Genomic DNA, 14357 nt, shown 5'->3' on the forward strand with positions numbered 1-14357 from the left:
GTGAATGGGCCAGAGCGTGGGCGATCCAATGAACAGGAGATCGCCATGGAATGGCTCGAACCGATCGTGGGCCTGCTGACCCGATTCCCCGAGATATGGCCGCGGATACTTCTGACCGACACGGCCCGGTACTTCGTCTTCGCCGCGCCGGCGGCGCTGCTGATTGCACTGGCCGGCGGGCGCGCCAGCCGTTGGCGCATCCAGAACCGGCGCCCCGGCCTGCGTGATCGCCGTCGCGAAATCGGCTTTTCATTGCTCACCGCAATCGTCTTCTCGCTCAACGGCTTCTTTCTCGTCTACGGTCTTGATTGGCTGGGCCTCGCGGAGCTTCGCAGCGGCAACTGCGCCCTCACGATCACGATCGAGACCGTGGTTCTCATCGTGCTCCACGACGCCTATTTCTACTGGATGCACCGCGCGTTGCACTGGCGACCGCTGTTTCGCGCGGCCCATGTCACCCATCATCGCTCGCGCACGCCCTCGCCCTGGGCCGCCTATGCCTTCGCGCCCCTGGAGGCCTTGCTCGAAGCAGCCTTCCTGCCAATCGCGCTGCTCGCGGCAGGCGGCCTTGAAACGGTCAGCATCTCGATCTTTATCGTGCACATGATGGCGCGCAATGTCATGGGCCATTGCGGCCACGAATTCCTGCCGCGGCGCTGGGTGAACTGGCCGCTGACACGCTGGCTGACCACGCCCACCCATCACGACATCCATCATGAACTGGGGCGATGGAACTACGGTCTCTACTTCACCTGGTGGGACCGCTGGATGAATACCGAACACCCGGCATATCCCGAACGCTTCCGCGCCGCCGCCGCCGGGCGCGCGACGAAACCCGGCCCGCCTTCGGAAACGGGTCTCACGGAGCTTCTCCGCCGCAGCATCATCGGATGGTGGAGCGGGTGAGTCCCGACGCCGCTACAGCGTCTCCTGAAAGCGGACGGGCCGGCCAATATCCCGGCTCGTCAATTCGCCATCGCGCATCGCGACCTGCCCCCGCACGATCGTCATGACGGGCCAGCCGGTCACGCGCATGCCGTCGAAGGGCGTCCAGCCGGAGCGGTTGGCCATGTCGGCGTTGCGGATCGTTTCCTTTCGCTTGAGATCGACCAGGGTCAGGTCGCCGTCATAGCCGCGGGCCATGCGCCCCTTGCCGGCGATACCGAAGACGCGGTTCGGCCCGGCGCTCGTCAGGTCGACGAAGCGCGCCAGGCTCAACCGGCCCCTGGCCACGTGGTTCAGCAGAACGGGAACGAGGGTCTGGACACCTGGCATGCCGGCGGGGCTCAGCGGATAGGGGCGCGCCTTCTCCTCCAGCGTATGGGGCGCGTGATCGGACCCGATGACGTCCACGACACCCTGGTTCAGCGCCCACCACAGGCCCGCCCGGTGCGCCGCCGAACGGATCGGCGGGTTCATCTGCGCCCGCGTGCCGAGGCGGGCATAGGCCGTCTCCGCCTTCAGCGTCAGGTGCTGCGGCGTCACCTCCACCGTGGCGATGTCCTTGTTGGCCGCCAGGAAACCCATCTCGTCGGCGGTCGTCACGTGGAGCACGTGCACCCGCCGTCCGGCGATCCGGGCGAGGCGGATCAGGCGCCGCGTAGCCTTGAGCGCGCTCTGCGCGTCGCGCCAGACGGGATGGCTCGACGGGTCGTCATGGGTGCGGAAGTGCTGGCGCGCGTTCATCCGCGGCTCGTCCTCGGCATGCACGGCGACGCGCCGGCGCCCCACCCTGAGCGCGCGCAGCAGGTTCATGTCGTCAGGCACCAGCAGGTTGCCCGTCGATGCCCCCATGAAGATCTTCACGCCGCAGACGCCGGGCAGTCGCTCCAGTTCGGCGAGGTCGTCGACATTCTCCACCGCCGCGCCGACATAGAAGGCGTGATCGACCGCCGCCCGGCCCCTGGCGCGCTCCAGCTTGTCGCGGATGGCCTCGGCGGTCGTCGTCGACGGCGTCGTGTTGGGCATCTCGAAGATCGCCGTGACACCCCCCAGCGCCGCGCCGTCCATCCCGGCCTGCAGGTCTTCCTTGTGCTCAAGCCCCGGTTCGCGGAAATGCACCTGGCTGTCGATCACCCCGGGCAGCACGTGCAGGCCCGCGGCGTCGATGCGTTCGCCCGCATCGGCCCTGCCGAGGTCGCCGATTTCCCGGATCACGCCGCCGGTAATGCCGATATCGGCCGCGCCCTCACCTTCGTGATTGACCAGCGTGCCGCCCGAAACGATCAGATCGAATGTTCTAGCCATGGCACGGGTTCTACTCTCTCGCGCGTCCCGCGTCACCCGGCTTGCGGGTCAGCAGACCGCGTTCCATGCTGGCCGCCATGAAGCGGACGGACATCGTGATCGTCGGCGGCGGCGTCATCGGCTCGGCCATCGCCTGGTGGCTCAAGGCGGCGCGCGGCTGCGACGCCCGCATCACTGTCATCGAACCGGACCCAGCTTATGCGCAGGGCGCCACGGGACGATCGCTCGGCTCGATCCGCCAGCAGTTTTCCACGCCCGAGAACATCCTGATCTCGCGCTTCGGGATCGACTTCATCCGGCAGGCCGGCGAGCGGCTGGGCGTCGATGGCGAGGACCGGCCCAACGTGCAGTTCCGCGAGGGGCACTATCTGTTCATCGCCACCGAGGCGGGCGCGGAAGCCCTGGCCGCGAATGTTCGCGTCCAGCGGGCCACGGGCGCCGCGGTCGCAATGCTGACGCCCGCGGAACTGGCGGACCGGCTGCCCTGGATCAGCACCGAAGGCGTCGCAGCGGCGGCGCTGGGGGAGCGCGACGAGGGCTGGCTGGACGCCTACGCCCTGCTGCGGGCGTTCCGCGCCGGCGCGATCCACGCTGGCGCGGAGTACCTGAACGATCGGGCCGACGGTCTGATGCGGGACGGCCGCCGGTTGACGGGCGTGGCGTTGAGCGACGGCGGCGAACTTGGCGCCGGTATCGTGATCAACGCCGCCGGACCCTGGGCGGGCGAACTGGCCGCGACGGCAGGAATCGATCTCCCGGTGCGGCCCCGCCGGCGCACCGTCTTCACCGTGACAACGCCGGATCCGCCCGCCGATCCGGTCCTGCTGATCGATCCGTCGGGGGTCTATCTGAGGCCCGAGGGCGCACAGTTCCTCACCGGCTCCTCGCCCCTGCCCGGCCAGCCGGACCCGGACGGCGGCGAACTGGAACCGGACTACAGCGCGTTCGACGATCTCATCTGGCCGTCGCTCGCCCGCCGCGCGCCCTGCTTCGAGCGGCTGCGCATGACCGGCGCCTGGGCCGGTTTCTACGACTTCAACAGCTTCGACCAGAACGCGATCCTGGGACCGCATCCGGAGATTGCGAACCTCTACTTCGCCAACGGGTTTTCGGGGCACGGCCTGTAGCAGGCGCCAGCGGTCGGCCGCGCGCTGGCCGAATGGATCATGGACGGGCGCAGCCATTCGCTGGATCTCGACCGCTTCCGCTACGACCGGATTGCGGAAGGACGTCGGATCGTCGAACAGGGCGTCATCTGACCGGATCGTCCCCGGCCTCCCGCGCCGCCTCCGCCCGCATCCACGCCAGAAATGCGGCAAGATTGGGACGCGCCGCATCCTGTTCGCGATAGACCAGGTAATAGCCGCTGGCGTATTCCCGCCCCGCATCGTGGAGCGCGGTCAGCCGCCCCGCCTCGACATCGCGGCGCACCAGCGACTCCACCGTCAGGGCGACGCCCTGGCCGCTCAGCGCCGCCTCGACGACCAGCGTGCTCATCCCGAAAACAAGGCCCTGGCGGACATCGATGTCCCAGCCGTTCTCCAGCACCCATTGCTCCCACTCGGAGTAGTCGGCGTCGTGGAGCAGTGTGAGATTGGCGAGATGCGCGGGCGTGAGGCCCTTCGTGCCCGCCGGCAGCAGATCGGGATGGCAGACCGCGACCATGCGGCCGGCCATGAAGCGCTCCGAGATGACGCCCGGCCAGCCGCCCCCGCCATAGCGGATCGCCACGTCGACGGGGTCGCGGTCGAAGTCGACAAGCTGCCGGCTGGGCGAGATGCGAAGCTCAACTTCCGGCGCGGCCATCTGGAAACGGCCGAGGCGCGGCACCAGCCAGCGCGAGGCGAAGGACGTGGTCGTGTTCACCTCCAGCGGCCGTGTCGTGGACTGGCGCCGGGCCTCGCGGGAGGCCTGCTCCATCACCTCGAAGGACCGGCTGAGCTGCTCGGCGTAGCGGGTCCCTTCCGGCGTGAGCATGATCCCCTTGCCCTGGCGCGTGAACAGCCGCACGCCAAGCCAACGCTCCAGCGCGCGCACCTGCTGGCTCACCGCGGCGTGGGTCACGTTCAGTTCATCGGCGGCGCGGCTCATGTTCAGGTTGCGCGCCGCCGCCTCGAAGGCCTTGACCGAGGTCAGCGAGGGCAGATCCCATCGGGTCGGCATATGTCAATTCATCTTACAGAACGAGAATAATTGCTGGCTCGCCTCCGGCTACGGTCCGAACCATCTTCCCCTTCGAGAAACGACGCCGAACCAGAGGAGATCAATGATGTACGACGTCTTCGCCATGTCAATTTTCGAGGCCTCCCGCACCGTTCGTCATCGTGCGGACCATCCGGGCTCGACTCTGCCGCCGCGTGGCGGCGAGACGAGCGCCCGCCCCGGCCGCACCAATGGCGGGCTTCCGGGCCGGCGGCCGCGCCGCGATGGCTGATCGAAGCCTGTGAATCTGGCTGACGGGTCCGGGCCGGCGGCGCGGCCTGTCAGTCAGCTTTCGCCGAAGACCCGCGCGAAGATCGTGTCGACGTGCTTCAGGTGGTATTCGAGGTCGAACATGGCCTCCAGCCTTTCCGCCGACACGGCCGCCGAGACTTCCGGGTCGGCCTTCAGCAGGGCCAGCAGATCGGCCTTGCCGTCGGCTTCCCAGACTTTCATCGCGTTTCGCTGCACCAGGCGATAGGCGTCTTCGCGGCTGACCCCGCCCTGGGTCAGGGCCAGCAGCACGCGCTGCGAATGGATCAGCCCGCCCAGACGCTCCAGGTTCGCCTTCATCCGCTCCGGATAGACCACGAGATTCCCAACCACGTTGGCCAGGCGCATCAGGGCGAAGTCGAGGGTAACGGTAACGTCGGGACCGATCATGCGCTCGACCGAGGAATGCGAGATATCGCGTTCGTGCCAGAGCGCCACGTTCTCCATCGCCGGAATGACCTGGGCGCGGACATAGCGCGCGAGACCGGTCAGGTTCTCGGTCAGCACCGGATTGCGCTTGTGCGGCATGGCCGACGAGCCCTTCTGCCCCGGCGAGAAGTATTCCTCGGCCTCCAGCACCTCGGTCCGCTGCAGATGGCGAATCTCGGTCGCCAGCCGCTCCACCGACGAAGCGATGACGCCGAGGGTGGCGAAGAACATGGCGTGGCGGTCGCGCGGGATCACCTGCGTCGAAACCGGCTCGACCGTCAGCCCCAGCTTCTCCGCCACGTGTTCCTCGACCCGCGGATCGATATTGGCGAAGGTGCCCACGGCGCCGGAAATGGCGCAGGTGCCGACGTCCCGGCGCGCCTGGACCAGCCGTTCCCGGTTGCGGGCGAACTCGGCATAGAAGGTCGCCAGGGTGACGCCGAAGGTGGTCGGCTCGGCATGGATGCCGTGGCTGCGGCCGACCTTGACCGTCATCTTGTGCTCCAGCGCACGCTGCTTCAGTGCGGCGAGCAGCGCATCGATGTCGGCCAGGAGAATGTCCGCCGCCTGGGTGAGCTGGACCGCCAGGCAGGTGTCGAGCACGTCCGAAGATGTCATGCCCTGGTGGACGAACCGTGCCTCGTCGCCGACATGCTCGGCGAGCGACGTCAGAAACGCGATGACGTCGTGCTTGACCTCGCGTTCGATCTCGTCGATGCGCTCGACCTCGAAGCCGCCCCGCTCCCACACCGCCTTCGCGGCTTCCTTCGGCACGATACCGAGCTCGGCCTGAGCGTCGGTCGCGTGGGCCTCGATCTCGAACCAGATTCGGAACTTGTTCTCCGGCGACCAGATGGCGGTCATCTCGGGACGCGAATAGCGGGGGATCATCGGGGGACTCTCCGGATGGTGAGCCGACCGGATATCAGGCTTTCGCGAGGGTCACAATGGGCGGATGGCCGCGCCCCGGCGGCGCCGGCCTCAGTCGCGGATGCGGGCGATCGCGGCGCGGGCGACGGTCAGAAGCTTGCGCTCCCGGCCCGTGTCGATGGCGATGGAGGCGGTCATGCCGGCGCGCAGGGCGGGCCGGTCCTGGTCCGGATCCAGGCGCAGCTTTACCGGAATACGCTGGACCACCTTCACCCAGTTGCCCGAGGCGTTCTGCGGCGGCAGGATCGAGAACTCGGCCCCGGTCGACGGCGCGATGCTGTCGACCACCGCGTGCCAGCTCACGCCCGGATAGGCGTCGAGCTCGATCTCGACATTCTGACCGACCGTGATGTGGGTGAGCTGCGTTTCCTTCAGATTGGCGACGATCCAGGGTTCGCTGTCGTCGACAATGGCGAAGACCGGCCGGCCTTCCTCGACATACTCGCCGACTTCCAGGTCCATGACGGCGACGACGCCACTGACCGGCGCAATCAGCCGCGTACGCTCAAGCGCCAGCAGCGCCTCGTCGCGCGCCGCCTCGGCCTTGAGGAACAGCGGGTGTTCCTCGACCGGCTTGTCGACATCGCCGCCGATGGCGAGCAGTGCCTGGTTCACGCGCTCGCGCTGGGTGGCGACGCGCCGTTCGGCGGCGACCAGCTCGGCCTCGACTTCCTCGAATTTCTGCGATGGCGCAATGCCGCGCTCGGAAAGGTTCTTGAAGCGCTGATATTGCTTGTTGAGCTGGTCGATACGCGAACGCTCCTCGTCCAGCAGCGCCTGTTCGGCACGGAAGTTGGCCCGGAGCTGCGCGATCTGGCTGCGCACGCGGTTGATCTCCGCCTCGGCCTCCCGGAAGGCGATCTCCCAGTCGCGGCCATCGAGTTCGATCAGTACGTCGCCGGCCTGAACGCGGTCGTTCTGATCCACGTGCACCGCCGCGACGCGGCCGTCGATATCGGCCGAAACCGCGACCTTGGTCGACTTCACATAGGCGTTCTCGGTGGTCACGTAGCGCCCGGACTTGGCGTAGAAATAGCCGCCCACGACCAGCGCGGCCAGCGGCACCGCGAACAGCAGGAAGAAACGCAGAAACCGCCGGCGACGGCGCGGGGACTCCACCGGCGCGTCGACGACGCCATGGTCGCGCGCCTCGATCACCGCGTGATGGTCGTGATCGCCGGAAGGCAGGTTCTTGTGAATGTCAGACACGTCGAATTCGTTGGGTCAGGCCGTACTTGGGCACCATTGCGTGAAACATGACCGGAACATAGCGTCGCCTGACGCTACTCACCAGTAGTCGCGGACACATGACACCCATCGCCTCCGCTCATGGGCCCGAAGGCGGGAGCGAAGCGCAAGAGCGCCGGTCAGCGGGCCGCGCGGACCTCGTTCTCGATCGGCCTGACCGACATGATGTAGTCGGCGATGGCTGCGAGATCCTCGTCGCTGAGGTATTTCAGGCCATCCTCGATGGCTTCTTCCATCGTGCCCTGGACACTGTCGAAGTCCGGCAGCATCGCGGTCTTCATCAGCGTCACCAGGTCGTTCCGGCTCCAGTCGCCGATCCCGGTCTCGTGCGGCGTGATATTGGGCGCCAGTTGCCCCTCGGGTCCGTCCGGCGTGCCGGCGAGATACATGTCGCCGTCCAGCCCCCCCATGACGTTGCGCGGCGTGTGGCACTCGCTGCAATGGGCCAGGGCCTCGACCAGATAGGCGCCGCGGTTCCAGCTGGCCTCCCGCGCCGGATCGGGCTCGAAGCGGCCCTCGTCGAAGTTCAGCAGCCGCCAGCCGCGCTGCAGGAACCGCCAGGAGAAGGGAAAGCCCACGTCATGTTCGCGCCTGACCTGCGAAACCGGCTCGAGGGAGAACAGATAGGCCTTGATGGCCAGCGCGTCCTCCCGGCTCATCTTCGTGTAGCTGGTGTAGGGAAAGACCGGAAAATAGCGTGCGCCGTCCGGGGCGACGCCCTCGTGAAGAGCGCGGACGAAATCATCGTCGCTCCATTCGCCGATGCCGGTCTCCGGATCCGGCGTGATGTTGGGGCTGTAGAAGGTGCCGAACGGAGTCTTCAATGCATGCCCGCCGGCCAGCGGCGCCCCGTCCTTCGCCGTGTGGCAGGCGACGCAGCCGCCGGCCCGGACCAGATAGGCGCCTTTCTGTACCAGATCCTGCGCCAGCGCGGACGAGCAGGCGGCCAGGGCCATCGCCCCGGCCGCCCAGCCGATCGCTCGGGCGCGAAGCCCCGTCATCATTCGCCGGGCTTCGGACCGCGATAGGTCTCGTGGCAGCTCTTGCAGGTCTTGCCCGTGGCGCCGAGCGCCGCAAGGGTCTTGCTCCGGTCGCCGGTCATTGCGGCATCGACCAGGTTCTCACTGGCGGCGACCATCTCGTCCATGGACTTCTTGAAGCCTTCCGGATCGCTCCAGATTTCGGCCTTGGCGCGGTACTCCATCGAGCCTTCGGGGAACTTGGCGTGCAACCCCTTGGCCAGCATGTTGACCGTCTTGGCGTGCGCCACCGCATCGCCTTCGCCGTCGCCGATCGCCTTCATGGCGCCGCCGATCGTCTTCATGTCCTCGACCCGCTGATCCGACATGGATCCGTGTGCGCCCGCCCAGGCAGCACCCGCTGCAAAGACCACCGCCGCGCCAATCATCAGAACCTTGCGCATTGAACTGTCACTCCCATTTTTCCCCGCCTGCCGGCCGATGACCGGCGACGTGCGCATTGTCATGACCGGCCGCGTGGTTAACAAGGCTTGGACGGCGATTATTCGTCCATATCCGCTTCACTCACGCGTGATCAGAGAACCAGCCCGAGATTGGCTCCGGCGATCAGCACCACCAGTCCGGACGCCAGCGCCAGGCCCAGATTGTGGGTGAACCAGAGCAGCGATGCGGCGGCGGCCAGGGCCACAATCTCGACCGCACCGGCCCGGACGATGACCGGCGCGATCACGGCCGCGATCGCACAGCCCGGCAACACGTCGAAAAGCCGCCGGAGGCGTCCATCTTCCCTCACCTTCGATCCGAGAAAGTACCCGGAAGCTCTTGATGCAAAAACTACAAGCGCGACCAGACCGATCGCCAGCCATGCTTCTGTCCCGGTGCTCATGAGGGCCGCCCCGGCAGGACCAGAGCCGATGCCGCGCCGGCGCCGACGGCGGCCAGAAGGGTCAGGCTGGGCGGCGCGAAGGGCGAGATCGCAACCGCCACGACGGCGGAGACGAGCCATGGCAGCCGCGGCCCCACCCTGTCCCGGACCAGCAGGACGATGATCAGGCCGAGAAAGATCACGCCGCCGAAGCCCAGCGCCGCGATCGTTGCCGGTCCCAGCAGACCCGGCAGCATGCCCCCCGCCGCGACGCCCGCCATCCATGCCACATAAAGGGTCAGCGAACTGCCGCAGAAGAAGGCGGCGAGATCCGGTCGTCCGCGATGACGCATGGCGAGCGCCCAGCTCGCATCGACCAGGGTGAAGATCGCCAGCAGCCGCAGCGGCCAGCCGGCCCGCCTGAGATCCCTGGAAAGGCTGAGCCCCATCAGGATGTTGCGCGTGGAAACCAGCGCCGCGGAAATGGCGATCGCGAGGAAGGACAGCGGATGCTCCCAGAGCGGCAGCACGGCGAACTGGGCCGCGCCGGCGAAGGCCGTCGCGCTCATGACCAGGCCTTGCTCCACGGGCATGCCGACCGCCACCGCGGCAGATCCGAAGACCACGCCGAACATCAGGGCGCCGATGGCGAAGCCCAGCGATTCGCGCGCGCCTTCGGCCATGCTGGCGCGCAGCCTCGGCTGCTGGTCGTCTGTCATGAGGAACGAGTCCTGTGGGATTGGCCGCGGAGCACCGAAGAATGGAACGGAGGCGCGCAAAATCAAGCCGCTGTCGCTTTGACGCCCGCCTCGGGGCCGAACGTGGTCTAATCGCCGGACATGGACAAGCGAACGGCGAGGCGCGCGAGATGAGCGAGACGAAGGACGCGCTGGTCGTGTTCATGCCCTCGGGCCGGCGGGGCCGGTTCGCGCACGGCACGCCGCTGCTCGACGCCGCGCGGTCCCTTGGCGTCTATGTCGAAAGCGTCTGCGGCGGACGGGGGCTCTGCGGCCGCTGCCAGGTGACGCCGACCGCCGGGCGTTTCGCGAAGCACAAGATCACCTCCAGCCCGGAGACTCTCAGCGCCGTGGGCGACGTCGAGGCGCGCTACACCCGGCGCCGTGCGCTGCCCGCCGACCGCCGGCTCTCCTGTCAGGCCAGGATCGGGGGCGATCTGGTGGTCGACGTGCCGACGGATTCGGCGGTCAACAAGCAGATCGTGCGCAAGCGCGCGGAGACCCGCCATATAGACCGCGACCCGGCGGTGCGGCTGATGTATGTCGAGGTGGCCGAACCCGACATGGCCAATCCCAGCGGCGATCTCGACCGCCTGCAGCAGGCGCTGGCCCGCGAGTGGATGGTCGATGGCGCGCGCCTCGACCCGCCGCTGTTGCCGCATCTGCAGAAGGTATTGCGGGCGGGCGGCTGGAAGGTCACCGCGGCGATCCACGATGACAGCGCCGGACCGGTGATCATCGGGCTCTGGCCGGAACTGCGCCAGCGCGCCTTCGGGCTCGCCGTGGATATCGGCTCCACCACCATCGCCGCACATCTGGTCGACCTGATGAGCGGCCGTACCGTCGCTTCCGCCGGCACCGCCAACCCGCAAGTGCGCTTCGGCGAGGATCTGATGAGCCGCGTGTCCTACGTGCTGATGAACCCGGATGGCCTGCCGGCGCTGACCGAGGCGGTGCGCGGGGCTGTCTCCGGGCTGATCGACAAGGTCGCGGCAGAGGCGAATGCGGGCCGCGACGACATCATGGACGCCACCTTCGTCGGCAATCCGGTGATGCACCACATCTTCCTCGGCCTCGATCCGACCGAACTCGGCGGCGCGCCTTTCGCGCTGGCCGTCTCGGGCCCCGTCGCCGTGCCGGCGCGGGAGATCGGCGTGGAGATCCACCCCGGCGCGCGCGTCTACGTCCTGCCCTGCATCGCCGGCCATGTCGGCGCCGACGCCGCCGCCGCGACCCTGGCCGAGGCGCCGCACCGGGGCGAGGCGATCACCCTGCTGGTCGATGTCGGCACCAACGCCGAGATCGTACTCGGCAGCCGCGACCGGCTGCTGGCGGCCTCTTCGCCCACCGGGCCGGCCTTTGAGGGCGCGGAGATATCGTGCGGCCAGCGTGCGGCGCCAGGCGCCATCGAGCGGGTCCGCATCGACCCGGAGACCCTGGAGCCGAAGATCAAGGTCATCGGCTGCGACCGCTGGTCCGACGAGCCGGAGTTCGCCGTGGAGAGCCCGGCGGTCGGCGTGACCGGCATCTGCGGCTCCGGCATCGTGGAAACCATCGCCGAGATGTTCCTTGCCGGCATCATCGACGAGGACGGCGTGGTCGACGGGACAATGCTCGAACGCTCCGACCGCGTCGTCTCGGACGGCCGCACCTTCAGCTACGTGCTCTGGCGCGAAGGCAGCGTGGCGGTGCGCGTGACCCAGACAGACGTCCGCGCCATCCAACTCGCCAAGGCCGCGCTCTACGCCGGCGTGCGGCTGCTGATGGACCGCCTCGGCGTGGAGAACGTGGACCGCATCCGCCTGGCCGGCGCCTTCGGCAGCTATATCGACCCGAAATACGCCATGGTGCTGGGACTGATCCCGGACTGCGCGCTGGATCAGGTGGCCGCCGTGGGCAACGCCGCCGGTACGGGCGCGCGCATGGCGCTGCTCAACCGCGGCCACCGCCGCGAGGTCGAGAAGCTGGTGCGCGACGTCGAAAAGATCGAGACGGCGATGGAGCCGAAATTCCAGGCGCATTTCGTCAGCGCCATGGCCTTTCCCAACAAGACCGAGCCCTTCCCGCGCCTGGCCGAAGCGGTCGCCCTGCCCGTCCGCTCGGGACCGGCGGCGGGCGATCCGCCCCGGCGCCGCGGCGGCCGGCGCCGGCGCACCGGCTGATCAGCCGGGGAAGCGTGCGGCGAAGTCCTCCGGTTCCAGCTCCGCCGTTTTCGCGACGAAGCTGATCGTGTGATAGTTGCCGCAGAGCGCCAGGATCTCGAGCTGCTGTTCGGCGTTCCAGGCGGCGCGGAAGGACTCGCGACGCGCCGGCGCCGGCGCGCCTTCGCGGCAGATGTCGTCAACCACATCCAGCAACAGCCGCTCCGTCGCGTCTTCCCAGCAATCGGCCGACCCGCCCTCGCCCGCCGTCGCCCGGACCTGCGCCTCGGCGAACCCGACATGACTGCCGAAGGCCGCGACATGCACGCCCCACTCGTACTCGCAGCGCAGATTGGCGGTGACCCGGAGGATGACGATCTCGCGCTGCCGCATCGGCAAAGGACTCTCCGGGTCCAGCAGGTTCGCCACGCCCTTCCTGAGGAAACGGGTGCTGTTGGCGAAGCTGCGGAACAGCTTCAGGACATAGCCGTCGCGTTGCGGATAGCGGGACAGCAGATCGGCGACCTCGGGCGCATAGGGCCGGGCGACCGGGGCGAGCGGATTGGACATGGCAACGGCCTTTCGCTACGTTTTTGGTAGCAAATGTATATGCTACATTTTTAGTAGCGTCAATCGGAGAGCTACCCGTGACCCCAAGACCCGGAACGCCCGTACGCGGCTCGACCACCGGCAGACCGGTCATGGCCCTGCTGGACCTGCTGGGCCAGCGCTGGATGCTGCGCATCCTGTGGGAACTGCGGCGCGGCCCTTTGACCTTCCGGGCGCTCCGCGCCAGTTGCGACGATGTTTCGCCCACGGTGCTGAACGGCCGCCTGAAGTCGTTGCGCGAAGTGGGGATCATCCGCCTGGGCGATGACGGCTATGAAATGACGGCGATGGGTGAGGAGCTTGGCCGGCAGCTGCGCGGTCTGTCAGAATGGGCGGAGCGCTGGGCCGAGGCCCTGAACGCGGACGGGAGTACGCCATGAACGAGATCTTCCACAGCCAGGACGGCGCCCTGCCGAAACCCACCGAAGGCACGCTGGTGCAGCGCACCGCGGGCACGTCCTGGCAGGAAAGCGACACTGAAGGCTTTCTGGTCAAGCCGCTGCACGAGGACCCGGACAGCGGCCACAGGACCTGGCTGATGAAGGTGGAGCCCGGCGCTTACGCGCCCCTGCACGCGCATCAGGAATACGAGGAGATCTACGTCCTGGAAGGCGAGTTCTACGACGCCGACACGACCTACAGGGCGGGCGATTTCGCCATACGCGCGCCCGGCACGCAGCACATCGCCGGCAGCAAGACCGGCGCGGTGGTCATGCTGGTGTTCTCCCGCGCGCCGAAGGACGCGTAGCGGGAGCGCCCATCTTCGTCATCGCCCGGTTCAGCCGGGCTTTCCATCAGATCGGCACAGTGAATGGGCTGCCCGGACGAGCCGGGCAGCGGCGGATTCCAATCGGATCACAACAGCTCGATGCCCGGCAATGACGGCGGGTCGGCCAGCGCCGACTGGGCGACCACGAGGGCGAGATCCTCGTCGCCGACCGCCTTCGACCAGGCAACGACCGCATGGACAGCGCCGGCGGCGTGACCCGCCGCTTCCTGCAGCTTCATCCCCTCCAGCCAGCGCGCCATGAAGACGCCGGCGAACAGATCGCCGGTGCCGTTGGGCGCATCCGGCACGACCGGCATTTCCAGACGCCACGCCCGGTCCGATGTCACCATCAGCACGGCGATGCGGTCCGCCCCCGCCGGCGCCGAAGTGCAGATCACCGCCTTTGCGCCCTTGGCGATCAGCGACCGCGCGGCGGCCAGCGCGTCTTCCGTGCGGGCGATTTCCATCTCCGCCAGCAGGCCGAGTTCGAAGCAATTCGGCAGCACGATGTCCGCCAGCGGCAGGAGCCGGTCGCGGATCACGGCCTCCACGCCATCGCGGACATAGACACCGGTATCGGCATCCCCGAGGATCGGATCGATCACATAGGGGATCGGGCCATCGCGGCGCAGGGCCTCGACCGCCTCCGCCATTGTCTCGCCGTTCGCCGCCTCCGCCAGATAGCCGGAGAAGACCGCCGAAGGCCGTCCGCGCGCCAGCACGGAACGGACCATCGCAGCCAGGGTATCCGGCGGCACGGCCAGGCCTTCCGGCTTCGCGTGGCCGGGATGGTGGCTCAGGACCACCGTCGGCACGTCCCAGACCTCGTGGCCCAGCCGGCGGAGCGCGAACGCGGTTGCCGAATTGCCCACATGGCCCTTCGCGACCTGGCTGGAGATGGACAGGATCGCCACCCGCGCCCCCTCGTTG

Annotated in this window: 16 protein-coding genes; 6 read left to right on the plus strand and 10 right to left on the minus strand. The window is 68.1% G+C overall.

Going from position 1 to position 14357, the window contains the following annotated elements; all coding sequences use genetic code 11:
• Positions 1–45 precede the first annotated feature (45 nt).
• On the plus strand, positions 46–906 hold the full coding sequence (locus tag CWC60_RS05215) for a sterol desaturase family protein (RefSeq protein WP_109792937.1): 861 nt from the start codon (positions 46–48) through the stop codon (positions 904–906).
• 12 nt (positions 907–918) lie between these two features.
• Here the strand turns inward: CWC60_RS05215 and CWC60_RS05220 are convergent, their stop codons facing one another.
• Positions 919–2247, minus strand: coding sequence for a dihydroorotase (locus tag CWC60_RS05220; RefSeq protein WP_109792938.1), 1329 nt, complete (start codon positions 2245–2247; stop codon positions 919–921).
• 65 nt (positions 2248–2312) lie between these two features.
• On the opposite strand from CWC60_RS05220, the gene CWC60_RS05225 reads away from it, so the two are divergent.
• Entirely contained in the window at positions 2313–3374 is a 1062-nt protein-coding gene (locus CWC60_RS05225) for an NAD(P)/FAD-dependent oxidoreductase (RefSeq protein WP_206419778.1), read from the plus strand.
• A 124-nt stretch (positions 3375–3498) separates the two neighbouring features.
• Here CWC60_RS05225 and gcvA read toward each other — a convergent pair whose 3' ends face one another.
• On the minus strand, positions 3499–4410 hold the full coding sequence (gcvA, locus tag CWC60_RS05230) for a transcriptional regulator GcvA (RefSeq protein WP_109792939.1): 912 nt from the start codon (positions 4408–4410) through the stop codon (positions 3499–3501).
• Positions 4411–4516: 106 nt separating this feature from the next.
• On the opposite strand from gcvA, the gene CWC60_RS23485 reads away from it, so the two are divergent.
• A complete protein-coding gene (locus CWC60_RS23485) occupies positions 4517–4681 on the plus strand; it encodes a hypothetical protein (RefSeq protein WP_164516378.1) in 165 nt (54 codons plus the stop codon).
• Between the two features lie 53 nt (positions 4682–4734).
• On the opposite strand, the gene purB is transcribed toward CWC60_RS23485, so the two are convergent.
• From purB to CWC60_RS05260, 6 genes are all read right to left on the minus strand, one after another.
• Positions 4735–6039: an adenylosuccinate lyase gene (purB, locus tag CWC60_RS05235; RefSeq protein ID WP_109792940.1), complete on the minus strand. Its 1305-nt coding sequence runs from the start codon at positions 6037–6039 to the stop codon at positions 4735–4737.
• 90 nt (positions 6040–6129) lie between these two features.
• A complete protein-coding gene (locus CWC60_RS05240) occupies positions 6130–7287 on the minus strand; it encodes an HlyD family secretion protein (protein ID WP_109792941.1) in 1158 nt (385 codons plus the stop codon).
• Between the two features lie 158 nt (positions 7288–7445).
• On the minus strand, positions 7446–8330 hold the full coding sequence (locus CWC60_RS05245) for a c-type cytochrome (protein ID WP_206419779.1): 885 nt from the start codon (positions 8328–8330) through the stop codon (positions 7446–7448).
• Positions 8327–8749 carry a c-type cytochrome gene (locus tag CWC60_RS05250; RefSeq protein WP_164516379.1) on the minus strand — a complete coding sequence of 141 codons (423 nt, stop codon included), beginning with the start codon at positions 8747–8749 and terminating at the stop codon, positions 8327–8329. The genes CWC60_RS05245 and CWC60_RS05250 overlap by 4 nt, the downstream gene beginning before the upstream one ends.
• A 131-nt stretch (positions 8750–8880) precedes the next feature.
• A complete protein-coding gene (locus tag CWC60_RS23490; RefSeq protein ID WP_164516380.1) occupies positions 8881–9192 on the minus strand; it encodes an AzlD family protein in 312 nt (103 codons plus the stop codon).
• The gene (locus CWC60_RS05260; protein ID WP_109792944.1) at positions 9189–9890 is read right to left on the minus strand and encodes an AzlC family ABC transporter permease; all 702 of its coding nucleotides are present in this window, start codon (positions 9888–9890) and stop codon (positions 9189–9191) included. Before CWC60_RS05260 ends, CWC60_RS23490 begins: the two co-directional genes overlap by 4 nt.
• A 149-nt stretch (positions 9891–10039) precedes the next feature.
• On the opposite strand from CWC60_RS05260, the gene CWC60_RS05265 reads away from it, so the two are divergent.
• Positions 10040–12070, plus strand: a complete 2031-nt coding sequence (locus CWC60_RS05265; protein ID WP_109792945.1) for an ASKHA domain-containing protein — start codon at positions 10040–10042, stop codon at positions 12068–12070.
• Here the strand turns inward: CWC60_RS05265 and CWC60_RS05270 are convergent, their stop codons facing one another.
• Positions 12071–12619 (minus strand): carboxymuconolactone decarboxylase family protein, encoded by a 549-nt coding sequence (locus tag CWC60_RS05270; RefSeq protein WP_109792946.1) that lies wholly within the window; start codon positions 12617–12619, stop codon positions 12071–12073.
• Between the two features lie 131 nt (positions 12620–12750).
• Here CWC60_RS05270 and CWC60_RS05275 point away from each other — a divergent pair, with 131 nt between their 5' ends.
• Both CWC60_RS05275 and CWC60_RS05280 read left to right on the plus strand, forming a co-directional pair.
• Positions 12751–13038 carry a winged helix-turn-helix transcriptional regulator gene (locus CWC60_RS05275; protein ID WP_109792947.1) on the plus strand — a complete coding sequence of 96 codons (288 nt, stop codon included), beginning with the start codon at positions 12751–12753 and terminating at the stop codon, positions 13036–13038.
• Positions 13035–13406, plus strand: coding sequence for a cupin domain-containing protein (locus tag CWC60_RS05280; RefSeq protein ID WP_164516381.1), 372 nt, complete (start codon positions 13035–13037; stop codon positions 13404–13406). Before CWC60_RS05275 ends, CWC60_RS05280 begins: the two co-directional genes overlap by 4 nt.
• A 107-nt stretch (positions 13407–13513) precedes the next feature.
• Here CWC60_RS05280 and pdxY read toward each other — a convergent pair whose 3' ends face one another.
• On the minus strand, positions 13514–14341 hold the full coding sequence (gene pdxY / locus CWC60_RS05285; protein ID WP_109792949.1) for a pyridoxal kinase: 828 nt from the start codon (positions 14339–14341) through the stop codon (positions 13514–13516).
• Between the last annotated feature and the right edge of the window lie 16 nt (positions 14342–14357).

The sequence above is a fragment of the Minwuia thermotolerans genome (assembly GCF_002924445.1).
In the GTDB taxonomy this organism is placed as follows: Bacteria; Pseudomonadota; Alphaproteobacteria; order Minwuiales; family Minwuiaceae; genus Minwuia; species Minwuia thermotolerans.

What these genes read in the sequence shown, in the direction of transcription:
- CWC60_RS05215 (WP_109792937.1), top strand. Translation starts at nt 46, where the DNA reads ATGGAATGGCTCGAACCGATCGTGGGCCTGCTGACCCGATTCCCCGAG.
- CWC60_RS05270 (WP_109792946.1), bottom strand. Translation starts at nt 12,619, where the DNA reads ATGTCCAATCCGCTCGCCCCGGTCGCCCGGCCCTATGCGCCCGAGGTC.
- purB (WP_109792940.1), bottom strand. Translation starts at nt 6,039, where the DNA reads ATGATCCCCCGCTATTCGCGTCCCGAGATGACCGCCATCTGGTCGCCG.
- CWC60_RS05225 (WP_206419778.1), top strand. Translation starts at nt 2,313, where the DNA reads ATGCTGGCCGCCATGAAGCGGACGGACATCGTGATCGTCGGCGGCGGC.
- CWC60_RS05265 (WP_109792945.1), top strand. Translation starts at nt 10,040, where the DNA reads ATGAGCGAGACGAAGGACGCGCTGGTCGTGTTCATGCCCTCGGGCCGG.
- CWC60_RS05245 (WP_206419779.1), bottom strand. Translation starts at nt 8,330, where the DNA reads ATGATGACGGGGCTTCGCGCCCGAGCGATCGGCTGGGCGGCCGGGGCG.
- CWC60_RS23490 (WP_164516380.1), bottom strand. Translation starts at nt 9,192, where the DNA reads ATGAGCACCGGGACAGAAGCATGGCTGGCGATCGGTCTGGTCGCGCTT.
- CWC60_RS23485 (WP_164516378.1), top strand. Translation starts at nt 4,517, where the DNA reads ATGTACGACGTCTTCGCCATGTCAATTTTCGAGGCCTCCCGCACCGTT.
- CWC60_RS05250 (WP_164516379.1), bottom strand. Translation starts at nt 8,749, where the DNA reads ATGCGCAAGGTTCTGATGATTGGCGCGGCGGTGGTCTTTGCAGCGGGT.
- gcvA (WP_109792939.1), bottom strand. Translation starts at nt 4,410, where the DNA reads ATGCCGACCCGATGGGATCTGCCCTCGCTGACCTCGGTCAAGGCCTTC.
- CWC60_RS05275 (WP_109792947.1), top strand. Translation starts at nt 12,751, where the DNA reads ATGGCCCTGCTGGACCTGCTGGGCCAGCGCTGGATGCTGCGCATCCTG.
- CWC60_RS05220 (WP_109792938.1), bottom strand. Translation starts at nt 2,247, where the DNA reads ATGGCTAGAACATTCGATCTGATCGTTTCGGGCGGCACGCTGGTCAAT.
- CWC60_RS05280 (WP_164516381.1), top strand. Translation starts at nt 13,035, where the DNA reads ATGAACGAGATCTTCCACAGCCAGGACGGCGCCCTGCCGAAACCCACC.
- CWC60_RS05260 (WP_109792944.1), bottom strand. Translation starts at nt 9,890, where the DNA reads ATGACAGACGACCAGCAGCCGAGGCTGCGCGCCAGCATGGCCGAAGGC.